Source organism: Gemmatimonadota bacterium, from assembly GCA_016719105.1.
In the GTDB taxonomy this organism is placed as follows: Bacteria; Gemmatimonadota; Gemmatimonadetes; order Gemmatimonadales; family Gemmatimonadaceae; genus SCN-70-22.
In genome coordinates, this window is the sequence record JADKAQ010000005.1 from 1 (window position 1) to 21,186 (window position 21,186).

Consider the following 21,186-nt stretch of genomic DNA (forward strand, 5'->3'; position numbering starts at 1 on the left):
ATTGGCGCCGAAGCCAAGGCCGTTGCTCCCCCTTCCCGAACAGCCGGTCGAAGTAGAGCATCACCGGGAACTTGCGCATGTCGCCGGTAAGCGCGCGGTTGTACACGAGGTTGAGGGGTCTCTGATGGCCGCCGCCGACACGGTCATCACCGCCGAAGGAACGAGCGGGAGCCCGCGCCACCGGGCGCCTAACGACCAGAGGCCGAGTAGAGCCCGGCGACGATCGCGGCGTCGAGCGGGCGGATGAGGCTCATCATCCCGAGCGCCGTGCCGTCATTACCCCCCCCGTGGCGAGCGTGCCGCTGAAGCGTGCAGGCGCGCGACCCGGCGGACGCAAGCAACACATGCAGGTGAGCGTGAAGGTGTGCGACATCAGCCTGGGCTGGGCCAGCGAACTGCGACCATGGCGACGCCGCCAGCAGCAAGACCACGAGGCGGGCCGTGCGCAACGGGAAGAGCGCCTTCAGGACGACATACGCCAGCAGGATGTTCGCCCCGCGAGCAGCGGGGCTCACTAACCACTCCGCGCCCAGCCGCACCCTGATGGCGAGCATGGCCTGGCTACCCTGGCGGTTTATCGAGTACCACCCCGGTCGTCCAGTTGTCATGAGGTCGAGGCTGAAGGCCTCGGGGACGGGTGGGGCCGGCAGGGCGAGCGTTCTGCGCCAGATAGCGCGCCTCGACGAGGTAGGCCACCTCATCCGGGATGTGCGGATGCCGCTCGTAGACGATCATCGTCAGCAGCAGCGCCACGGCCGAGGCCACCAACCGCCGTGACCAGCGCGAATCGATCGATACCGCCCGGGGCCGGATCCGTCGCCGCATCGCTTTGCTATGCGGCCCGACGCCAGGAGCCAAAGGCCTTCAGTGCGAAGGCCACGCCGCCACCGCCAACGCGACCGTCGCCAGCCGTATGAGCTGGGGCAGCTCCATTGAGCACCAGTTCGAGCGCATACACGACCGGCTGGCGCGACAGCGTGGCGCTCGTGAGCACCACCGCACTCCACGACCGCGGGGGAGTCGCCAGCCCGGTGAGCGCGCGCCCATGTCCTGCAGCGTCCCACCGCCCCGCGAGGGCCCGCAGCACGACCAACGCCCGTACCACGAGGCGAGCCCGGCCGCGCCCCCATTCCAGCGCTGACGAGGCGCCGAGCGGGACGAAGCGCGCGCTGATAGTTTCAATGGTGCGCCCCGCGCGCCAGGAGCAGGATCGAGAGCTGGCCGGCGAGCGCAAGTGCGATCCAGCCGAGCGAGGGCGCCGCGCCATCGGAGCGTTGGTTCATGCGCGCTGGAGGACGCGGCTGCGACAGGGGATCTTTCGAGGGGGAAATTGCCGCATCGGTCGCGGCCGCTAACAAAAATGAAATATGCCACCCCCACCCACTGCGTCGCTGTCGGTAGGTCCGGTCGGCGCGGGTCACACCAAAGCCAGTCCGACTGGCCGGCCTTCACGTGACGCATGACCGCTCGACGCGTTTCGTCAGGGATGGCGTCGCGTGGCACGCCCCGCACATCTGCACCAAGAGGCGATCGACGCGCGCGCCCCTGCTCGCGCCTCGATCGCCCCTCGATCGCACCTCCCCTCGTCCTCGCACCAGCACGCCCCCGCGCAATCGGATGACGATTCCTGTGCTTCAAGATGCCCGGCCGCACCAGCGGGCAGAAGAATCTCCGCTGGTACTCCGCCGGCGCAGGACACGTCGCGCTCACCCCGTCGTTCCCCGCGCACCGGGGCCGCGCTTCGCGGCGATGTCGCTGATGGCCCTGCCGGTCTACATCGCCAACGACTGGCTGGACGCGGAGTCGGACCGACTACCCCCCCAAGCGGCATCGCCCGATCGCCTCGGGCAAGGTCTCGCTGCAGCAGGCGGCCCATCGTCGCGATCCTGTGTGCGTCGACCGCGCTGGCGCTCGCCTGGTGAGTCTCGCCGCTCTTCCTCTACACGCTGATGGCGTACGCCGTCCTGACCAGCGCCTACTCGGCCTGGCTCAAGAAGGTGCTCGTCGACGTCCTGGTGCGGCCTGCCTCTACACGGTGGCGTGGTGGGCGGTGCCGTGATCGCCGACGTGCGATTTGAGGCCGCTGGTTCCTCGCCTTCTCGATCTTCCTCCTCTTCTTCTCGCTGGCGCTCGTCCAAGCGCGTGCGCGAGGGGTTGGCGAGGTGCGCCGCCGGCGTCGATGGAACCAGAGCCTGCCGGGACGGGCCTATCGCCCGGTGGACCAGAACACTCCTGAGTTTGGGGTTCGGCAGCCACCATGGCGACTCACGCGCTCGTCTGGTGCTTTAGCGTCACCAGCGAGGACGCTTACTCCCTGCTCCCTGTGCGCGCCCCGACGCCCCCTCTGCTCCGGCCTCCCGCTCCTGATCTACTGGCAGGCCCGCGTCTGGATCTTTACCTGCGCGATGCCGGCACGACGACCCGGTCGCCTTCGCGCTCCGCGACCGCGTGTCGTGGCTCACAGGGGCCTGCTTCATCCTCGCTCGCTCCTGGCCTCCAAAGTGACGCCGCTGGCCGCCGCGTCATCTTCGACACTCGACGGCACCCTGTACGAACGCGACGCATGCGGTTGGCGTTTCTCCGCTGCTCGTATCGCGCCGTCCGGCGCCCGCTTCGAGGCGATGCATGCGATTGCCATCCTCCGGCACTATCGGCATGCCCCACGAGGCATTGCGAGGACGCCAGTCGTTGTCACTCGCGGAGGAACAGTTGCGGCTGGCGGCAGAGCGCTCGGGGAAGGCCTGGAGACCGTGCGCGGTGGTCGCGGACTGGTTCGAACGCGCCCCCCGCTCTCCGCCGTGCGTCTCGGCGGCCCGCCCCGGTCTGGGCAAGCGCTCGCCGCGATTCGTCGGCAGGGGCTGCGCACCGCCCTGCTCTCCGACTATCCCCGATGTTGGCGTTCCGAGGGCTGCCGGCGTCGACCTCGCCTTCGATGCGATTGCTGGGCGCAGCAGCCGGGAGATCGGTGTGCTCAAGCCGAACCCCACCGGGCTGCGACACGTCACCGAACGCCTGCGGGTGCGGCTCGACGCGGCGCTCTATGTCGTGACCGCCCTGACGCGTCGACGTCGGAGCCGCCCGCGCCGCCGGGTGCCCGCGTGGCCCTGGTCGGCGAGCGTGCGTCGCCCGCGAACGACATCCCGCACTTACGACCTCCGCGCGATCAGCGCCTGGCTCCCCTGCACAGCGCGACTGACGATCCGACCCGCCGCGGCCACCGGGGTGCCGCCGCGGAACCGAGCGTCAATGCTTCCTTCGGTCGCGGGGAGGCGCGAGCGCAACCAGGTCACCACCGAATCGCCAGCTGCACGATTGGCCGAGAGGTTCGTGCGCTCCTCTCCATCGCGCACCACGTCATAGACCCCTCCGACCCGTCACCGTTTCCCGATCAGTGTAACGAGTCACGGACGGCCGATGCAGGTCGCCAAAAGCGCGACTGTCGGCGGGATCTTGCGGCGTCCCGCCACGCGCAACTCGGCGAGGGATGTCGCTCCCGCGGAAGTCGGAACGCTGCCACGCCCGGTGAGCGACACGCCAGGGGCGACGGGCCGCCGCATACCGGCGAGCGACAGGAGCGTGACGGGAAGGTCGCGCAGCGTTGCCAGCCGCTGCACGCGCACCTGCCCGGGACCCTGCCCGGGAAATCGAATGATCAACGGGACGCGAAGGGGCTGCCCGTACAGGCTGTTGCTGTGTCCCCAGATGCCGTGATCGCCCAGGTGCTCTTGCAATGGGAGCCAACGATCACGACGATCGTGCGATCGAGCGTTCGCGTGCGCGCAGCGTGTCGGCCAACCGGCCGAGCCCCTGGTCGAGATAGGCGAGGAACCGTCGTACAGGTCCTCCGGCGACTTTCCTTCACCGAACCGCTGTGTTGAAAGCGCCCCGGCGGTTCGTAGGGCTCGTGCGGATCGGCAGGTTGGGGAGGGCGAAGGTTAGCGGTCGATTGCTCGCGAGCCCTTCCGCGAGGAACTCGTCCACCACGCGTTCTGCCGGCTTGCGATCGCTGCCAGGACGCCGGGTGCACCTGCAGGCTGGGAAGGACGCAGTGCCGCCATGCGCCCCGACCACCGACGCGCCGCGCTCAGCTCCGACGCCAGCTCCGTCTGCGCAGCGACGTGCTGAGGAGGACCTGCTTGAGCGAGACGAGAGCGTCCTCGTACGTATGGAAGCCGCGCGCCCAGCTCCTGACTCCCAGGCCGTGTAGACGCTGATTCGCGACGAACCCCCGGTGCGATGGCCGCGAGCCGCCATGCGCTCGGCGAGCACGGGGTTGGAGTCGCCGAGCGGGACGAACCAGGCGGCGGAGGAGGCTCCTTGGCGTCGACCCCGGTCATGAGCGATCCGTGCGACGGGAGCGTCCACGAGGTGGTGGCGAAGGCGTAGTCGAAGGTGACCCCCTCGGCGGCCAGCCTCGCCATGTTGGGCGACGTGGGACGCGCGTAGCCGTACAGGCTGAGATTCCGCGCCCGGACCGTGTCGAGGATGATGTACAGGACGTTGGGCGCCCCGTCCGCCGAAGCGGGAAGCGCGCGCCAGGCCGCGTCGTCGCGCCAGGCACGCATGCCACGCATGCCGACCGCGGTGAGCGCCAGCAGCGCAGCGACGGTCCCGCCAGCGCTCCGGGCGAGCCGTGGCCCGCCGCTTCCCGCATCGAGTGCGGACTGGGCCGACCGTACGCCGATTCCGATGGGCCACCAGAAGCGAGGCGATCGGGTGGATGCGCGGGAACAGGAGGGCGACCGAGAGAAGGCCGCGGCCGTCGCGTACAGGAAGACGACCGCCGCCTGCGGGACCCGTAACGTGGGCGAAGGGCGGCGAGGAGCGCGAGCGGGACGGCTAGGGCGCCGAAGACCAGGAGGTATCCGACCGGTGCCATCCAGACCACGTCGCGGCTGGACCAGATGAACTGCCCCAGAAGGAGGCTCTTTGCCCCCATCACGAGCACGTGCCCTGCCCCGGCGAAGACGGCCGCGAGTCCGGCGACCCGGACGATCCGCAGCGGCGATCGCCCCGCGTCAGTGGCGGGGGTCATCGGAAGATCGAATGGATGTGCTGCAGCCCCCGCGCGGGGGCGACCCACGAACGCGAGGGCACGTCGGGCGGGGGAGGCTACGACTTCTTGGAGAACTTGGACAGCATGAAGCGCATCGCCCCAACCACACGCCGCCAAAACATCAGGAAGAAACCGGCGATCGCCGCAAAGACCGAGGCGATCGGCATGAGTGAATCGGGGCCGATATACACGCGAGAGATCTCCAGTGGAGGCTTTGAAGCGACCCCACCCCTCAGATACCCACCCCCCGACGGTGCGCCGGGGGGCTGGATGGGGCGGGCATTCCTGACGGCGATGGTATTGCAAGATCAGGACTACCATGACGACCTTGGGCGCGCCCGGCGCAATGTTCCGCCGGGCGGGGCCAACAGTCTGTCTGCGAGACACGATCCCGCGGGCCCGATTCTTACCATCGAATCCGCTGGCAAGCCCGCTACGAAGACGATTCCCCGATTTCCACCCTTATACAGGTAATGCAATGAGCAGAGGAGTCACCGTCTGGTTCACAGGTCTCTCGGGTTCCGGAAAGACCACCGTGGCGCGCCGCGTTCACGAAATGTTGCAGGAGCGCCACATCTTGTCGGAGCGCCTCGACGGCGACGTGGTGCGCCAGAGCCTCTGCCGTGATCTCGGCTTCTCCAAGGAGGATCGCGACAAGAACATCGAACGCGTCACCTTCGTCTCGCAGGTCCTCACGCGCAACGGCGTCGTCGTCCTGTCGTGCTTCATCTCGCCGTATGCCCGCATGCGCGACAACGCGCGCAAGGGAAATCGGCGACTTCATCGAGGTGTTCGTCCGCACCCCGCTCGACGTCCTCGTCGGGCGCGACGTGAAGGGGATGTACAAGAAGGCGATGGCGGGGGAGATCCAGGGCTTCACGGGGGTCAACGACCCGTACGAGGAGCCGGCCAACCCGGAACTCATCCTCGACACGGACAAGGAATCGATCGAAGAGAGCGCGCTCAAGGTGATGCGCGTCCTCGAGGAAAAGGGCTACCTCACCGGCGGCATTGCGGCTGACCGCGCCGAGGCGGCCAAGCGTGTCGAGCAGGGGAAGCGCGTCCCGGGGCCGATTGCGCCTCACGGCGGCACCCTCGTGGACCGCGAGCTCACGGGCGAGAAGCGCCTGCAGGCCATCGAGCACGCCAAGGAGCTGAAGCACTTCGACCTCGACGATCGTGAGGCCAGCGACCTGGAGATGATCGGCGTCGGCGCGCTGTCGCCGCTCGTCGGCTTCATGCGCAAGGCCGACTACGACACCGTGGTCGATTCGATGCGCCTGTCGGACGGACTCGTGTGGGCGCTCCCGGTGACCAAGGCGGTCACGAAGGAGCAGGCCGCGACGATCAAGGTCGGCGAGGAGATCGCCCTGCGTGATCCCAACGGCCAGCTGATGGGGATCATGCAGGTCACCGACATCTTCGAGTATGACAAGGCGCGCGAAGCGCAGCAGTGCTTCGGCACCACCGAGACCGCGCACCCCGGCGTGGCCCGCCTCATGGCGCAGGGCGACGTGCTGCTCGGCGGCCCGGTGCAGGTCATCAACCGCCCGGTGCACGAACAGTTCAACGAGTACCGCCTCACGCCTCTCGAGACGCGCACGCGCTTCGACGAGATGGGGTGGAAGTCGGTGGTCGGCTTCCAGACGCGCAACCCGGTGCACCGGGCGCACGAGTACCTGCAGAAGGTCGCGATGGAGATCGTCGACGGCCTCCTCCTGCACCCGCTCGTTGGGGCGACCAAGTCGGACGACGTCCCGGCCGACACGCGCATGAAGACGTACGAGGCCATCCTGGAGCATTACTACCCGAAGAACCGGGCGATGATGTCGGTCTTCCCGGCGGCCATGCGCTATGCCGGCCCGCGCGAGGCGCTCTGGCATGCCATTGCCCGCAAGAACTACGGGTGCACGCACTTCATCGTCGGGCGCGACCACGCCGGCGTGGGGAACTACTACGGCTCCTACGACGCGCAGGTCCTGATCGACAAGTTCCCGGCGCACGAACTCGGCATCACGCCCTTCAAGTTCGAGCACACGTTCTACTGCGCCACGTGCGGCAACATGGCCTCCACGCGCACCTGCCCGCACGACAAGACGCACCACGTGATCCTCTCGGGGACCAAGGTGCGTGAGATGCTCACGGCGGGCGAACTGCCGCCGCCGGAGTTTACGCGTCCCGAACTCGCGCGCATCCTCATCGAGGCGTACAAGTCGGCCCAGGAGTCATGCTGAGCGACCGATTTGCCGACCTGCAGTTGCATTCCACCGCCTCCGACGGGTCCGATGCTCCGTCGGAGGTGGTACGTCGGGCCCACCAGCTGGGCTTTACCGCCATCGCCCTCACCGACCACGACACCTTGGGTGGCGTGGCCGAGGCGATGGCGGCGGCATCGACGGTAGGGATCGAAGTCATCCCCGCATGCGAGATCTCCACGCTCGATGACACCGAGCGGCAGGTGGACATGCTGGGCTTCGGGATCGCCCTCGACGATGCCCCGTTCTCTCACATGCTCCATTCGCTGCGCGACGGACGGTTCGCCCGGGCGTGGGGGATGGTGCAGAAGCTCAACGAATTCGGCTACGCGGTCTCCTTCGACCGCGTGGTCGAGATTGCCGGCGGCACCGAGAACATCGGGCGGCCGCACGTGGCCAAGGCGATGGTCGAGGCCGGGATCGTCCCGGACGTGAAGTCGGCCTTCACCCCAGACCTCATCCTCGACGGCGGGCGCTGCTACGTGCAGCGCGTGAAGGTCTCCCCCGAGCAGGCGATCCGCGCGATCCATGCGGCTGGCGGCGTGGCCGTCGCCGCTCATCCGGGGCGCACCAGGCTCACCGATGCCGAAGTCGCCCAGTTCGTGGGGTGGGGACTGGATGGCATCGAGGTCTTCTATCCGCAGCACGATGCGGAGCAGACGGCGCACTTCTCGGCGCTCGCCGAGCGACACGGTCTGCTCGTGACGGGCGGATCCGACGATCACGGCGACGTGAACGAGGGACGCCTGATGGGGCGCATTAAGCTTCACTACTCGTACGTCGAGCGTCTCAAGGCCTCGATCGCCCAGCGCGGGACGTCGTTGCGCACGTAGCGCGCGCACCGTCTTTCTGCTGCACGGCGTCGATCCTCTCGGCGCCGTGCGCCTTCTTCCCACTCCCCGGCATGGGCGCTTTCTCCCTCGAGCCCTCGAGCGCTGCACCTGGCGACAAGACGTCCCCCCGGCCAGCGGGCTTTCGCTGGCCAGAGGAACGGCGCCCGCTCCCGCCGGAACCGCCCCCTGAGCCAAAGGCGGGACCGTCGTGGGAGGTCATCGGGCAGCGCGCCATCCTGGCGATCGGGCTCGCCGCCTCGCTCTGGATCTACTTCGTCCCCGCACCGGCCGGCCTAACGATCCAGGGCAAGACCGCCTGCGCGGTCTTCCTGCTCTGCACCACGCTCTGGATCACGAACGCCGTCCCGTTCGGCGTGACCGGGCTCCTCGCCATCGCCCTGCTCGGCGCCACCGGCGCCATGAAGTCGAGCGACGCCTTTGCCGCCTTTGGCAACTCGGCGGTCTTCTTCCTTGTCGGCGTCTTCATCATCGGCGGCGCGCTCGTCGACAGTGGCCTGAGCAAGCGCTCGGCGCTCCTCTTCCTGCGGCACTTCGAGCGGTCGCCCTACGCCTTCGCCACCGGGATGATGCTCGCGGCCGCCTTCGGGACGATGTGGATGCCGAACCAGGCGACTTCGGCGATGCTCTTCCCCATCGCCGTCGAGGTGGCGCAGGCGCTGCGCCTGCGCCCGCTGCACAGCAACTACGCCAAGACGCTCTTCCTGTCGTTGGCGTGGGGGGCCATGGTGGGTTCCAACGCCTCGTTCCTCGGAAGCACGCGCGCCGCCCTCGCGCTGGGGATGCTCAATGAGTCCTACGGCCGCACGATCACCTTCGGGACATGGGTCATCGCGTCGCTCCCGATGGTCGTGCTGGGCGTCGCGGTCGCACCGCTCATCCTGCGGTGGTGCTTCCCCAAGGAAGACGTGAGCTTCGTCTCTGCCCGGGCGATGCTGGAGACGACGGTCAAACAGCTGGGCCCCATGCAGGCGCGCCAGTGGAACGTCGCGATCATCGCCGGACTCACGATCCTGTCGTGGGTCCTGCTCGGCGACCGGCTCGACCTCGCCGTCATCTCGCTCCTCGGTGCCGTCGCGTTGTTCGCGACGCGGGCCATGTCGTGGGACGAGGCGGAGAAGCGGATCTACTGGAACATCGTGCTGATGTACGGCGGCGCCATCGCGCTTGGTGTCGTCATCGACAAGACCGGTGCGGCGCGCTGGCTCGTCGAACGACTGGTGGGCGGGGTCGCCTTTTCCCCCTTCTTCGCCATCGCCGCCGTGCTCGTGGGCTCGCTGATCCTCTCCGAGTTCATGAGCAACGCGGCCGCCGTCGCGGTCATGCTCCCGCTGGCCTTCAGCCTGGGGAACACCCTGGGGGCGTCACCGGTCGCACTCACGCTCGCGGTTTCGATCGGGGCGGGGCTCGACTTCGCGCTCCCGTTCAGCTCAGCCCCCAATACGATCGTCTTCGCCAGCGGCTATCTTCGCATGATGGATGTCGTCAAGGCGGGCGGGATCATGACGATCGCGTCGATTGCCATCGTCCTGCTCGTGGCGTGGCTCTGGTGGCCCATCATCGGACTGGTATGAAGCAGAACTCCGGCGCGGTCGTCTGGTTCACCGGCCTCCCCTCGTCGGGGAAGTCGACAATCGCGCACGAGGTGTACCGTCAGCTGCTCGAGCGCGGCTTCGCCACCGAGCTCCTGGACGGTTCCGAGGTGCGCGAGAGCCTGTCGCGCGGCCTTGGCTTCTCGCGTGCCGACCGCGAGGAGAACGTTAGGCGGATTGGCTACGTGGCCAAGCTGCTCGCCCGCAATGGCGTGATCGCCATCTGCGCGGCCGTCTCCCCGTATCGCGCCACGCGCGACGAGGTGCGCCGCAACACGACGCGCTTCATCGAGGTCTACGTCGAGTGCCCGGTGGAGGTCGCCGAACGACGCGATCCCGACGGGATGTACGCCAAGGCACGGCGGGGCGAGATCGAGGAGTTCACTGGGATCAACGCGCCGTACGAGCCGCCGCTCGCCCCCGAGGTGCACATCCACGCCGACCACGACTCAGTCGAGGACGGCGCGTGGAAGGTGCTCAGCACGCTCGAACTCGTGGGGGTGATCCCGCGCGACTCGGCCCGTCCGCAGCTCACCAAGGAAGAGGAACTCCTGCGCAAGCTCTCGAGCCAGGGCCATTTCTGAGCAATGCAGCTGACGGGGCGGGAGTCCGTCGTGGCGACGGACCGCCCCGCCCCGGCGTCGCTCACGCGATGTTGTAGTAGCGGCGGTACCACTCCACGAAGCGCCGCACCCCTTCGTCGATCGTCGTCTTCGGGGTGAAGCCCAGGTCGCGCTGCAGGTCGGAGGCGTCGGCGTAGGTGGCCGGGACGTCCCCGGGCTGCATGGGGAGCATCTGCAGCCTGGCGGTCATGCCGGAGTGCTTCTCGAGGACGCGGATCATGTCCATGAGACGCACCGGCGACTGGTTCCCGATGTTGTACAACCGGTAGGGGGCCGACGACGTGGCCGGGTCGGGATGATTGCCGTCCCACGCGGCATTGGGCGTCGCGGGATGGTCGATGGCGCGCACGAAGCCCTCGACGATGTCGTCGACGAAGGTGAAGTCGCGCTGCATCTCCCCGTTGTTGAAGACCGGGATCGTCTCTCCGGCCAGCATCGCCTTGAGGAAGATGAAGAGCGCCATGTCCGGTCGCCCGTACGGTCCGTAGACCGTGAAGAAGCGAAGCCCGGTGCACGGGACGCCGAACAGCGACGCGTACGAGTGCGCCATGAGCTCGTCGGCTCGCTTGGTGGCGGCGTAGATCGTGGGGGGGGGCGCGGCGCCGCCGTGCACCGAGAACGGCATGCCGGTGTTGGCGCCGTACACCGAGCTGGTCGACGCATAGACGAGATGCGGAACCGTATGGTGCCGGCACCCCTCCGAGGATGTTCAGGAACCCGTGGATGTTGCTCTTCACATACGCATGCGGGTTCTCGAGCGAGTACCGCACCCCGGCCTGCGCCGCCAGGTGCGCGACGGCGTCGAACCGGTAGCTCGTGAAGAGCTGGCGTATTCCGTCGTCATCTGCGAGGTCGAGGCGATGAAAGCCGAAACCGGGCTCGCGCTCGAGCTCCGCCAGGCGCGCATGCTTGAGCGTGGGGTCGTAGTACTCGTTGAGATTGTCGAGGCCGATGACCCGGTCGCCGCGCTGGAGAAGGCGCTGCGCCAGGTGGAATCCGATGAAGCCGGCCGCGCCGGTGACGAGAATGGTCTTCACTGCGTTTGATGGAGGAAGCCTGCTGGACTGCAGCCGTTGCGCCCAACCCTTGGTGGACGCCCGCGCACAACGGGACGTTTCACAATCAATGCCGCCGTGTCGCCCGGGTCCCGTCCCCGCGCCGGACGGCCCATCTTTCGCTCCGCACGCAGCCGTCCCTCGCCCCCCGAAATCGGGCGTCGAGGGCTCCCTGCGGCTTTTCGTCACGATATCACCGTCCTGTGGTTCTCGCACTTCGTTCCGTGGTCCTCGACCGGGCACGGCGCGCTCGCGTGACCGTTCCGCCTGGTGCGAGAGGCGGCCGGCCGGCGCGAGCTGCATCTCCTTGCCCTCGCCCCGCCCACACCGACCGGTCCTTGAGGGTCCCCCCGCCCATTCTCCACTGTTGGGTAGACCGTCGGACCTGGTGTGAGGTTTGGAACGTACGCGCGTACTCGCTAGGGGTTAAGGGGTGGCAGGCCTCGTTGGGGCGTTCGTCGTTGTAGGCCCGGCGCCAGCGTTCGATGTGGAAACACGCGTCCGCCAGGGAGAGGAAGTAGTGTTGGTCTAGGCACTCGTCGCGGAAGCGCCCGTTGTAGGATTCGATGTGCGCGTTCTGGATCGGCTTGCCTGGCTGGATGAAGGCGACGGTGATGCCCCGATCCGCCGCCCACGCATCAAAGGCCCGACTGCGGAACTCGCTGCCGTTGTCGAGGGAGAGTCGCACCGGCTGCCCGCGCGTCGCGATCACCGCGTCGAGCGCCGCGATCACGGCCACGCTCGGCAGGCTGTGGTGGACGGTGATCATGAGGCTCTCGCGGGTGCACGCACCGACCAGCGTGCCGCAGCGGATGCGACACCCCGATGCGAGTTGGTCACGCACGAAGTCGATGCCCCAGGTGTCGTTGGGCACCTCGGCCGCCGGACGCGGTACGCGCGGCACCGCGAGCCGTTGCCGGCCGCGCCGTCGCACCGCCAGTCCTTCGAGGCGATACAGGCGTTCCACGCGCTAGTAGTTCACCTGCCACCCTCGCGTTACAGCTTCCAGTGCAGGCGCGGCACACCCCAGCGCGCATACGTGGATGCGAGCTCGCGGAGCTTGTCGCGCAGGGCGGCGTCGCTCCGCGGGCGCTTCGGCACGTAGCGCAGCGCCGTGCGCTCGAGGCCGAGCATCCGACACGCCGCCCGTTCAGTGACGGAATAGCCCCCTCGCACCTGCTGGACCACGGCGCGGCGCACCGCCGTGGTCATCGTCCGTTTCCCAGGACGTCCTTCAGGATCTGGAGATTGAGCGCCTGATCGGCGACGCGGCGTTTGAGGCGGCGATTCTCCTCTCCCAGCGCTTTCAGGCGATTGGCTTCGTTCACCTGGAGATCGCCGTAGCGCTTCTTCCAGTGGTAGAAGGTCCGGCGCGAAATGCCATGACGCCGGATCAGGTCCGCCGGCGAGGCGCCGGCGGCGTGCTCCTGCAGGATGGCGACGATCTGTTCGGTGGTGAATCGCGAGGTCTTCATCAGGGCTCCTGGCCGCTCCTACGAACGGCGGTGGGAGGCCCGACTGTTAACCACCAACTGGCGGGAATGGCGGGGGGACCCTCAAACGGGCTAGCTTACGAATTTCTTCATCAACGTCGCGTACGCGTTTTACTTGCCGGCGTTGTCCGGTCTGGTGATTGCCACCACCTTCGCGATTGAGAAAGAACTCGCGCTGGCTTAGGGGTGCAGTGGTCGTATGCGGCGCAACAGTGCACCTAGCGGTCGAGCCAACGGTGTGGTGCACACCCACGACGCCCAGTAGAGGGGCAATCCGCGATCGTCCGCTGTGCGAAACCGAGTTCGCAGTCTCTTCGCGGCCTCCCACTGCCCCCAGTACCCCAAGACGCACGCCGTCTTGAACGCCCTGAATGTGAAGAAGCGAGCCAGCAGCGGCCGTAAGGCGACTGGACAGACATGCTCGATCCGTTCCGGGTGTTCCAAGAAGGGCTCCACAGGCCGCGCAGACTGCTGATTCTTACTCAGCTGACCAGCCTCGGTGTGAATGATCACCCGGGGAGTCATCTCGAACACCACCGTTTCGTTGAGGAGGAGTTGCACCATTAAGAAGGAGTCCTCGGCGAAGCGACACCGCTCTTCATAGAAGCCACCCCACTTCCGAAGAACACTGGCGCGGATCACTGTCGTACACGGATGCAAGTACGCGAGCGCGTACGCGAAGGCCGTGGTTTCCATCCCCGGGTGAACTCGCAGGCTCCCGGCCACGATGCCACGAGCCTCCCACATCGATTTGGTTGAGCGCGGGGTTGTGCCTGGCCCGTGGAAATCGTAGTAACCGCTGGATACCGACGCGACGTCCTCACCAAGCGAACGGAATTGTCGGACGGCAAGTTCGAGATAGTCGGGCAGCCATTCGTCGTCCGCATCGAGGAACGCGATCCACTCTCCCTTTGCCTCGGCGATGCCCCGATTGCGTGCTGCTCCGGGACCGGCATTCGCCTGCCGGATCATGCGGAAGCGAGAGTCGGGATAACCTGCGGCGATGGCAGCGCTTCCGTCCTGGGAGCCATCGTCCACGATGACTACTTCAAAATCTGCAAAGGACTGTGCCGCGATGGAGTCAAGAGCGCGCCGAACATAGGGTTCTTTGTTGTACAGCGGCACAACCACCGAAACCTGCGGCATCAGGCCCCCTTCTCCGCAGTGACTTCGGCATAGAGATCGGAATAAGTGTCGAGCAACGCCTTTCGGTAGTGGTCAGGCCGGAAGTGCTCTTGGACCTTTGCGTAGGCGGCTTTCGCGAGCCGGACAGCCAAGGGACCATCGCTGAGAATACGACGTAGCGCGGTACCCAAGACCTGCGGATCCCGAGGCTGCACCAGCAGCGCGGATTCCTCATCCACAACCGTTTCCTGGACGCCACCGACCGCCGTCGATACGAGGGGCAAGCCTGCTTCCATCGCCTCCAGCAGCACATTCGGAGATCCTTCACTCAGGGAAGGCAGCACGAACACATCGGCACGAGCGAAGAACGGCCGGGTGTCAGGGTGATGACCTGCGAAAATAACGCGCTCGCGGATTCTCAGAGAGCTTACCAATTGCTCCATAGGATCCCGCTCCACGCCGTCCCCAGCAGCACCAATCGTATGGGGAGCCCCGGCAGTTCATGAACGACTTGGGCAGTAGCATGAAGCAAATCCGCGTGGTCTCTCTCCGAAGAAGCTCGGCCCACCGCCAAGACCACGCGATCCTGGGAATGGATGCTCAAGCGCTTGGATGACTCCAGCACTTCATCCGGAGTCGCATACGGCGACGGTGCTATGGAATTGGGAAGCATCCGAGTACGATCGGGACGAACTCCGGACTGCTCCAGACTTCGTGCGAAGGGATTGCAGAATGTCAGCACCCGCTCGGCCGCCGGCAGAGACCAACGGTTGAGCCGGTTGTAGAGCCGGACTTTCTTATCCTCAGTTGTGTAGCCATGATGAAGCGCGATCCACGGACAGCCGTTCCCGAGCGGACTGACGCGCAGCAGGAAACGCCCCTTCACTACGTGGGTTTGGATGATGTCGGGCTGAATGCGGTCCACGCTTGCGCGCAGTAGCGGGAGCACTCGCGGATCGAACTGCCGACGCGCCGGCTCAAGTTGCACGGCAATGCTCTGTGCACGACCCGCTTCAATGAACTGATTTGTCATGCGGTGCAGATCACATGCGCCTCGGACAAACGTCACAATGGACACGTCCGCCGCAGGCCGTTCGCCATCCGTTTCCCGAGCCCGGACGCAAAAACTGAATCAGGTTGCTCGCCGGTCCCGTGACCGCGTAGGCTTCCATGAGGAAGACAACGCGAGGGGGGCGCATCGTGAAGTGAGAGGGCTCGGTGAACCGGAGCATTCAGGTGAGTTTGCGCTTCAGCATACGCGTGAAATCGACCTCGATGCGTTGGATCCTGAGGTGTTCGGCCCCCGTCCGTGAATAGAGTATCAACTCGCCTTCGCGCCCGCCGCTTAAGGGAAACGTTTTCTGAAGCTTCCATTGTTGCGGGTGGTTTTCGACCAGCGCCCGCACTCCCTGCCGATGCGGCATCTCGACGTTGCCGCGTACGGAGTCGATGAGCACCTCACCCACCGGAAGTTGATCGAGAATGGTCCAAACTCTTCCAGCGGTGCCAGCAGGCGATACTCGTCCACGGCCACTTCGCCTCCCCAGTGAGCGGAGGCTAGGATCTTCGATGCACGCAGAAAGTAATGCCGTGGCTTGGGTGACAGTTGGTATGAAGCGGCGGCTGGGCCTCCACGGTAACGTGGTGATCCCGGCTGCTCCCCCACTATCCACGCGCTCACCGTCTGCCGACGGGGTGCCTACCGGGAGGCCAGCCCCCATGGAGATCATAGGCCTGGATCTGCACAAGCGCGAGAGTCAGCTGTCCTTTAAAGCGGACGACCGGTCGATCACCGACCGCCGCATCGCCACCAGTCGGGAGCGGTTCTCCGCAGTGTTGGGTGGGCGGCCACGCGCCCGTATTCTGCTCGAGGCGAGCACCGAGAGCGAGTCGGTGGCCCGCCATCTGGAGTCGCTCGGCCACGAAGCGATCGTCGCGGACCCGAACTACGCGCCGATGTACGCCAATCGCTCGCGCCGCACCAAGACCGACAAGCGCGATGCGCGGACGCTGATGGACGCGTGCGAGACGGGCGCGTGGCGTCCCGCGTATCGCCTGTCCGAGGCGCGACGGCATGTACGCGCGGAGCTGGCGGTGCGGGATGCGCTGGTCCGGACGCGCACCCGGTACATCGCACTGGCGAAAGCGCTGGTGCGGCGCGATGGACTCCGCGTCCCAACGAGCGCGAGTGCGTGGGTGCCGACGCGGATTGCGGAGCTGGATCTCTCGCCGACGTTGACGATGGAGTTGGCGCCGCTCTTCGCGGAGTTCGCGCCGCTCAATGCGCAGATCGCGGTAGCGGACGCGCGCATCGCCGCGTTCGCGACCCACGATCCGATCGCGACGCGCCTCACCACGGCACGCGGGGTGGGGCCGGTGACGGCGAGCGCGTTCGTGGCCACGATTGATGACATCACGCGATTTCGCACGGCGCACGAGCTGGAGGCATATCTCGGGGTGATTCCGAGCGAGCGAAGCTCGGGCGAGAAGCGGCAGCTCGGACATATCACGAAGACGGGCAATAGGCGCGTGCGCTGGCTGCTGGTCGAAGCGGCGTGGCAGATCCTGCGGTCAAAGTCTCCGCAGACGCTCGCGCTGCGCGCATGGACCGTGCAGATCGCCCACCGGCGCGGCAAGCGCATCGCGGTGGTCGCGCTCGCGCGCCGCTTGGCCGGCATCCTCTACGCGATGTGGCGGGATGACGTGTCGTACGACGCGCAGCGCATTCGGCCGCTGCCACCGGCCGCCTACCAACGCGCGGGACAAGCACAGCAGAACCAGGCGCGAATCGAGTTGACTGAATCGGGAGCGGCGAGCGCGTGAGTTTCCTTGACGCAGCACTCAGGACGTACCCCATCGACGTCGTGGGAAAGTTGGCGCCGTCCGCTCTTTCGTACCACCCAACTGCGCCGGGACCACCGCGTCCCACCCCAGAGCGCGAACAGAAGGCTGAGCAGCACCTCGACGATCGCTCGGACAATCGAAAACGCTGCGACGAAAAGCCCAGCAACAACACGTGGGAGCTTGACGTGGCTCGTCGCTTCACAAGAGGAAACTCAATCGGGCTCGGTCGAGCATCCGGTGAAGGTCCGGCGCGATCGCGGCCCCCGCGAGCGCTGGCGGGAGCACGGCGGCCTGCGTGGCGCCCGCCGCCGTGTCAACGATCGTTTGATATTCCCCACCAACGATCGTCTCAAATTCCCGACCTCGTGAGCCCTCACACCTCGGGCTGAGATGTGAGGGTGGAACGGACGAGCCCTGCCTTCCGCTTTTCCCGGAGCCGGTAGGAGTCGCCGTTGATGTTGATGGTCGTGGCGTGGTGGAGGAGTCGGTCGAGGATCGCGCTGGCGATGACCGCATCGCCGAAGACCTCGCCCCAGGCGCCGAGACTCTGAGTGCTGGCAGTGAACGACGTCTTCGTCATTGGCAGCTAGTCCGTTGGCGCCGCGACGCGCGAGCCGACGCGCGGCGACTGCCTAACGATTCGCGCTGGTGGCGCGTCGCCGAGCGGCGACGACTTCGCGCAACCTGCGCAGCTCCCGGCGCGACGGCATACGGTTGGGCGGGGTGGCGGCGTGCGGCTGCGGTCGTGCCTCGGCCTCGCCACGTGCGAGGGCGAGCGCCGTGCGGCAGATCAGCTGCAATCCCAGCGGGCGCAGGACCTCGCGCCAGACGCGGTCGGCGTACGCCACCGGATCACCGGCCGGCGCCGGGTCGAGGGGCCGTCCCTCCGCGTAGATCGCCCCTGCATCGAGCTCGGCGCTCACCTGGTGCACCGTGACCCCCACCTCGCGCTCGCCGGCCATCAGCTCCCAGAACGCCGGGGGTGCGCCGCGATAGGCTGGGAGCCGTCCGCAGTGCAGGTTGATGCTCCCCAGCCTCGGTATGTCGAAGGTCTCCGGCTTGAGGATGTTTGTCCCGTCGAGCACGGCCAGGTCGAGGTCGAGCGACCGCAGGAGCACCCGACTCGCCTCGGCGTTGAGCGACGCCACCTCGTGCTGCGGAACGCCCGGGACCGGCGCGGGGCGAGCGCCGGTGGCCGCCCCCCCCGCTCGCGTCGCCATGCGCCACACCGCAGCGGCGATCCCCACGGCCCCATCGCGTCGCCAGGTGCGCTTCAACTTGTTCGTGAGCCCGGGGCGCGGCAGCGGCGCGCGCACCACGCCGACGACGGTCAGCTCGGGGATGGCCGTGAGCGCCGCCACGGTCTCCCACGCAAAGTCCTGGCAGGTGAGGATCGCTACGCGAAAGCCGCGGGGGCCTGCACCGGCGTCGAGGCGCGGCGTCATGCCGCCACGCTCCAAAGCCCCGCAGCGCGCAGCCGAAAGACGGCATCATCGGTGTCCCGGTCGCCCACGACGAGCCGGCGAAGGGCGAACGGTTGGAGATCGCGCCGGTTGATTCCCTCGATCGTCGAGACCGCCGCCGTTCCACCGTGGCGCCGCACCGCGTCGACCGCGCGCGCGTCGAAGTCGATGGCGCGACCGTTGGGATAGGCGAAGGTGCGTGTGATGGCATCCACTTCCCGGGCCACCCGATCCATCGACATGCCGATCTCGGCCTCCACGTCGGCGTCAGGCAACCGCGAGACGATGGGGTGCGTGACCGTGTGTCCTCCAAAGGTCAACAGCCGGGATCGCGCCGTGGCGCGCACCTCATCCCAGGTGAGCATCGCGAAGTCGGGGGCGTGACGCGCGAGCGACGACTGGACGCGCGCGTCATTCGCCACCTCCTCGCGGAGCTGCGAAAGCAGCGCCTCCCGATCGCCCGACGCCATGCGCTTGAGCGCCTCCTTGGTGTCCGGCGCCACGGGGGCGCAGCGATCGGCGAGCCAGCGGGGCGCCGCACCCAGCGGCTGCAACACGAGATCGAGCCAGGTCGTCCAGAGCAGGGCCCCGGAGTCGAGGTGCCCGGTGGTGAGGTAGATCGTCGCGGGGAGTCCAAGCGCCTGCAGCACCGGGAGGGCGAGCGTCGCGTTGGAGCGATAGCCGTCGTCGAAGGTGATGGCCGCCATGGGGCGGCGCCCTTCTCCTGCCGACAAACGCGCCAGTGCCTCGTCGATGGGATACACGTCGTACGACGATCGCAACCAGCGCAGTTGCCGTTCCAGGGCCGACTGCGGCAGGAGCAGCCAGTGGCGACTCGCCGACGCGTCCGGGCGTATCCCGTGATAGCACACCACGAGCAGCGAGGGGACGCGCGCTCGCCGCGCCATGGCATCGACTCCGAGCCCGCACGCCGCGTGGGCGATGGCCCGACGCACGCCGCTCACGCGCGATACACCGAGGTGAGCCAGCCGTCGAGCACGAGGAGCGCGTACAGCCGGTCGGCATGATCGCGCACGTGATGCAGGTGCTCGTCGACCAGGCGCTGGATCCCCTCGGGGCGCAGCACGCCCTAACGACCGCAGCGCCTCGGACTGCGGGAGCTCCATGAGCCGCGTGCGCATCCCCTCGCGCAGCCAGCGATGCACCGGCGGCGTAAAGCCCTGCTTGGGGCGCTCGAACAGCGCCGGCGGGACGTAGCGCGCAAGCAACGTCCGCAGCACCGCCTTCCCGCCACGCTCGTCGACCAGGAGCGCATCGGGGAGCGACAGGCCGAAGCGCAACACCTCCTGGTCCAGCAACGGGGCGCGCGCTTCGAGCCCCACTCCCATCGTCGCCACGTCGACCTTGGCGTTGAGGCAATCCGCCAGGTACGTGCGCATGTCGACCCACCGCATGCGGCGGAGGGCGCTCCCCTCGGTGCGATTGAACAGCGCGATCATCCCCGACGGATCGATCGCCCCAGCGCGGTGCCGCTCGTACAGCGCACCGGTGTACAAGCTGCGCCGCTCGGCGGCGCCGAGCAGGGTACGAAGCGCGGCGTATCGCTGCGCATCGCTCCCCGGTTCGAGCGCGCGCAGCCCGCGCGACACGCGGCCGCGCTGCCGTGCGAAGGCGCTCCGTGCTCCGCCAGGCGCAATCAGCTGCGCCGCGGCCGAGGCGGCACCGGCGGGGATCATGTTGCCCAGGCGGCGCACCTTGTGGAACGTCTGGTACCAGGAGTAGCCGGCGAATCCTTCATCGCCCCCATCACCACCCAGCGCCACCGTCACATGCTGCCGAGCGTACTGCGCCAGCACCGAGGTGGGGATCGCCGAGGAGTCGGCGAAGGGTTCGCCGAAGTGGCGGATGAGCGTGGGGAGCCGGTCGGTCGAGGCGGCGGGGGCGTCGATGATGTGGTGTGAGGCCCCGAGATGCTCGGCCACGCGTGCGGCGAAGCCACTCTCGTCCGACTCGACGTCATCAAAGCGAATGGAGTAGGTGTGCAGCGTCGCGTCTTCCTGCATCGCCATCGCCGTCACGAGGCTCGAGTCGATCCCGCCGCTCAGGAAGATCCCGAGTGGGACATCGGCTCGCAGACGGATACGCGTCGCCTCGCGCAGCACGGGGAGCAGTGCGTCGGCCGCGTCGTCGAGCGATCCTCGAAGGGGTCCCGATCGCGGCGAGGTCCCAGCACACGCGGCTGCGCGCCATGCTGGTCGAGCGTCATGACGACCGACGGCCCGAGCTTGTGGATCCCGGCAAAGATGGTGCGCGGCGCCGGGACCCAGCCGAGCGTGAGGTAGTCGTCCAGCGCCGCCATGTCGAGGGTGCCGGGGCACCTAACGCGGCGTGTACGGCCTCCAGCGAGGGGAGGCGAAGTAGAAGATGCCATCGCGCACGGACCAGTAGAACGGCTTCTTCCCCACGCGATCGCGCGCCACCAGGAGTTGCTCGCGCTGCGCATCCCAGGCGGCGAAGCAGAACATCCCGCGCAGGCGCTCGACACAGGCATCGCCCTCGCGGGCGATCAGGTGCAACAGCACCTCGGTGTCGGATTGCGTGCGGAAGGTGCACCCGTCGCGTTCGAGCTCGGCCCGCAATTCCTTGTAGTTGTAGATCTCGCCGTTGAAGACGAGGGCGAAGCGCCCATCGGGCGAGAACTGCGGCTGGTCACCCGTCTCGAGGTCGATGATGGCCAGGCGTCGGTGCGCCATCATCACGCGCCCCGTGGGCGACGTCCACAACCCCTCGCCGTCGGGGCCGCGATGCGCGATGCACCGCGACATTTCCTCCACCACCTCGCGCCGCGGGGCGGCGGAGGGCGAAACG

Annotated in this window: 20 protein-coding genes and 2 pseudogenes; 5 read left to right on the forward strand and 17 right to left on the reverse strand. The window is 67.5% G+C overall.

Annotation, left to right across the window (positions count from 1 at the left end; genetic code table 11):
* Positions 1-188 precede the first annotated feature (188 nt).
* From IPN47_10255 to IPN47_10275, 5 genes are all read right to left on the reverse strand, one after another.
* Positions 189-515 carry a hypothetical protein gene (locus IPN47_10255; protein MBK9408415.1) on the reverse strand — a complete coding sequence of 109 codons (327 nt, stop codon included), beginning with the start codon at positions 513-515 and terminating at the stop codon, positions 189-191.
* 46 nt (positions 516-561) lie between these two features.
* Entirely contained in the window at positions 562-753 is a 192-nt protein-coding gene (locus IPN47_10260) for a hypothetical protein (GenBank protein ID MBK9408416.1), read from the reverse strand.
* A gap of 79 nt (positions 754-832) precedes the next feature.
* Positions 833-1,087, reverse strand: a complete 255-nt coding sequence (locus tag IPN47_10265) for a hypothetical protein (GenBank protein ID MBK9408417.1) — start codon at positions 1,085-1,087, stop codon at positions 833-835.
* 2,314 nt (positions 1,088-3,401) lie between these two features.
* Complete coding sequence (locus IPN47_10270) at positions 3,402-3,731, reverse strand: hypothetical protein (protein MBK9408418.1); 330 nt, start codon at positions 3,729-3,731, stop codon at positions 3,402-3,404.
* A 204-nt stretch (positions 3,732-3,935) separates the two neighbouring features.
* A complete protein-coding gene (locus tag IPN47_10275; GenBank protein ID MBK9408419.1) occupies positions 3,936-4,565 on the reverse strand; it encodes a sulfatase-like hydrolase/transferase in 630 nt (209 codons plus the stop codon).
* 969 nt (positions 4,566-5,534) lie between these two features.
* Here IPN47_10275 and sat point away from each other — a divergent pair.
* The 3 genes and pseudogenes from sat to cysC all read left to right on the forward strand — a co-directional run bounded on the left by sat (position 5,535) and on the right by cysC (position 10,338).
* Positions 5,535-7,290 (forward strand): annotated as a pseudogene (gene sat, locus IPN47_10280) (sulfate adenylyltransferase).
* Positions 7,284-8,144 carry a PHP domain-containing protein gene (locus IPN47_10285; GenBank protein MBK9408420.1) on the forward strand — a complete coding sequence of 287 codons (861 nt, stop codon included), beginning with the start codon at positions 7,284-7,286 and terminating at the stop codon, positions 8,142-8,144. The pseudogene sat and the gene IPN47_10285 overlap by 7 nt, the downstream one beginning before the upstream one ends.
* Positions 8,145-8,985: 841 nt before the next feature.
* Positions 8,986-10,338, forward strand: coding sequence for an adenylyl-sulfate kinase (gene cysC, locus IPN47_10290; GenBank protein ID MBK9408421.1), 1,353 nt, complete (start codon positions 8,986-8,988; stop codon positions 10,336-10,338).
* Positions 10,339-10,399: 61 nt separating this feature from the next.
* On the opposite strand, the pseudogene IPN47_10295 reads toward cysC, so the two are convergent.
* The 8 genes and pseudogenes from IPN47_10295 to IPN47_10330 form a co-directional block, all read right to left on the reverse strand.
* Positions 10,400-11,735 (reverse strand): annotated as a pseudogene (locus IPN47_10295) (NAD-dependent epimerase).
* Complete coding sequence (locus tag IPN47_10300; protein ID MBK9408422.1) at positions 11,626-12,399, reverse strand: transposase family protein; 774 nt, start codon at positions 12,397-12,399, stop codon at positions 11,626-11,628. Before IPN47_10300 ends, IPN47_10295 begins: the two are co-directional and overlap by 110 nt.
* A gap of 29 nt (positions 12,400-12,428) precedes the next feature.
* The gene (locus tag IPN47_10305; GenBank protein ID MBK9408423.1) at positions 12,429-12,644 is read right to left on the reverse strand and encodes a hypothetical protein; all 216 of its coding nucleotides are present in this window, start codon (positions 12,642-12,644) and stop codon (positions 12,429-12,431) included.
* A complete protein-coding gene (locus IPN47_10310) occupies positions 12,641-12,907 on the reverse strand; it encodes a transposase (protein MBK9408424.1) in 267 nt (88 codons plus the stop codon). Before IPN47_10310 ends, IPN47_10305 begins: the two co-directional genes overlap by 4 nt.
* A gap of 198 nt (positions 12,908-13,105) precedes the next feature.
* Positions 13,106-14,071 (reverse strand): glycosyltransferase family 2 protein, encoded by a 966-nt coding sequence (locus IPN47_10315; protein ID MBK9408425.1) that lies wholly within the window; start codon positions 14,069-14,071, stop codon positions 13,106-13,108.
* Complete coding sequence (locus tag IPN47_10320) at positions 14,071-14,493, reverse strand: glycosyltransferase family 4 protein (protein ID MBK9408426.1); 423 nt, start codon at positions 14,491-14,493, stop codon at positions 14,071-14,073. Before IPN47_10320 ends, IPN47_10315 begins: the two co-directional genes overlap by 1 nt.
* Positions 14,478-15,083, reverse strand: coding sequence for a glycosyltransferase (locus tag IPN47_10325; protein ID MBK9408427.1), 606 nt, complete (start codon positions 15,081-15,083; stop codon positions 14,478-14,480). Before IPN47_10325 ends, IPN47_10320 begins: the two co-directional genes overlap by 16 nt.
* Positions 15,084-15,282: 199 nt before the next feature.
* A complete protein-coding gene (locus IPN47_10330; GenBank protein MBK9408428.1) occupies positions 15,283-15,516 on the reverse strand; it encodes a hypothetical protein in 234 nt (77 codons plus the stop codon).
* A 37-nt stretch (positions 15,517-15,553) separates the two neighbouring features.
* Here IPN47_10330 and IPN47_10335 point away from each other — a divergent pair, with 37 nt between their 5' ends.
* Both IPN47_10335 and IPN47_10340 read left to right on the forward strand, forming a co-directional pair.
* Complete coding sequence (locus IPN47_10335; protein MBK9408429.1) at positions 15,554-16,873, forward strand: IS110 family transposase; 1,320 nt, start codon at positions 15,554-15,556, stop codon at positions 16,871-16,873.
* A gap of 201 nt (positions 16,874-17,074) precedes the next feature.
* Positions 17,075-17,263, forward strand: a complete 189-nt coding sequence (locus tag IPN47_10340) for a hypothetical protein (GenBank protein MBK9408430.1) — start codon at positions 17,075-17,077, stop codon at positions 17,261-17,263.
* A gap of 4 nt (positions 17,264-17,267) precedes the next feature.
* Here the strand turns inward: IPN47_10340 and IPN47_10345 are convergent, their stop codons facing one another.
* The 4 genes from IPN47_10345 to IPN47_10360 all read right to left on the reverse strand — a co-directional run bounded on the left by IPN47_10345 (position 17,268) and on the right by IPN47_10360 (position 21,143).
* Positions 17,268-17,474 carry an ATP-binding protein gene (locus tag IPN47_10345; protein MBK9408431.1) on the reverse strand — a complete coding sequence of 69 codons (207 nt, stop codon included), beginning with the start codon at positions 17,472-17,474 and terminating at the stop codon, positions 17,268-17,270.
* Positions 17,475-17,526: 52 nt separating this feature from the next.
* Entirely contained in the window at positions 17,527-18,339 is an 813-nt protein-coding gene (locus IPN47_10350) for a hypothetical protein (GenBank protein ID MBK9408432.1), read from the reverse strand.
* The gene (locus IPN47_10355; protein ID MBK9408433.1) at positions 18,336-20,480 is read right to left on the reverse strand and encodes a polysaccharide deacetylase family protein; all 2,145 of its coding nucleotides are present in this window, start codon (positions 20,478-20,480) and stop codon (positions 18,336-18,338) included. The genes IPN47_10350 and IPN47_10355 overlap by 4 nt, the downstream gene beginning before the upstream one ends.
* A gap of 216 nt (positions 20,481-20,696) precedes the next feature.
* Positions 20,697-21,143 (reverse strand): hypothetical protein, encoded by a 447-nt coding sequence (locus IPN47_10360; protein ID MBK9408434.1) that lies wholly within the window; start codon positions 21,141-21,143, stop codon positions 20,697-20,699.
* Between the last annotated feature and the right edge of the window lie 43 nt (positions 21,144-21,186).

Excerpts from the sequence above, each read along its gene's own strand:
- IPN47_10325 (MBK9408427.1), bottom strand. The coding sequence starts at position 15,083 with ATGACAAATCAGTTCATTGAAGCGGGTCGTGCACAGAGCATTGCCGTG.
- IPN47_10285 (MBK9408420.1), top strand. The coding sequence starts at position 7,284 with ATGCTGAGCGACCGATTTGCCGACCTGCAGTTGCATTCCACCGCCTCC.
- cysC (MBK9408421.1), top strand. The coding sequence starts at position 8,986 with ATGGGTCATCGCGTCGCTCCCGATGGTCGTGCTGGGCGTCGCGGTCGC.
- IPN47_10315 (MBK9408425.1), bottom strand. The coding sequence starts at position 14,071 with ATGCCGCAGGTTTCGGTGGTTGTGCCGCTGTACAACAAAGAACCCTAT.
- IPN47_10320 (MBK9408426.1), bottom strand. The coding sequence starts at position 14,493 with ATGGAGCAATTGGTAAGCTCTCTGAGAATCCGCGAGCGCGTTATTTTC.
- IPN47_10310 (MBK9408424.1), bottom strand. The coding sequence starts at position 12,907 with ATGAAGACCTCGCGATTCACCACCGAACAGATCGTCGCCATCCTGCAG.
- IPN47_10350 (MBK9408432.1), bottom strand. The coding sequence starts at position 18,339 with ATGACGCCGCGCCTCGACGCCGGTGCAGGCCCCCGCGGCTTTCGCGTA.
- IPN47_10275 (MBK9408419.1), bottom strand. The coding sequence starts at position 4,565 with ATGCGTGCCTGGCGCGACGACGCGGCCTGGCGCGCGCTTCCCGCTTCG.
- IPN47_10360 (MBK9408434.1), bottom strand. The coding sequence starts at position 21,143 with ATGTCGCGGTGCATCGCGCATCGCGGCCCCGACGGCGAGGGGTTGTGG.
- IPN47_10305 (MBK9408423.1), bottom strand. The coding sequence starts at position 12,644 with ATGACCACGGCGGTGCGCCGCGCCGTGGTCCAGCAGGTGCGAGGGGGC.
- IPN47_10345 (MBK9408431.1), bottom strand. The coding sequence starts at position 17,474 with ATGACGAAGACGTCGTTCACTGCCAGCACTCAGAGTCTCGGCGCCTGG.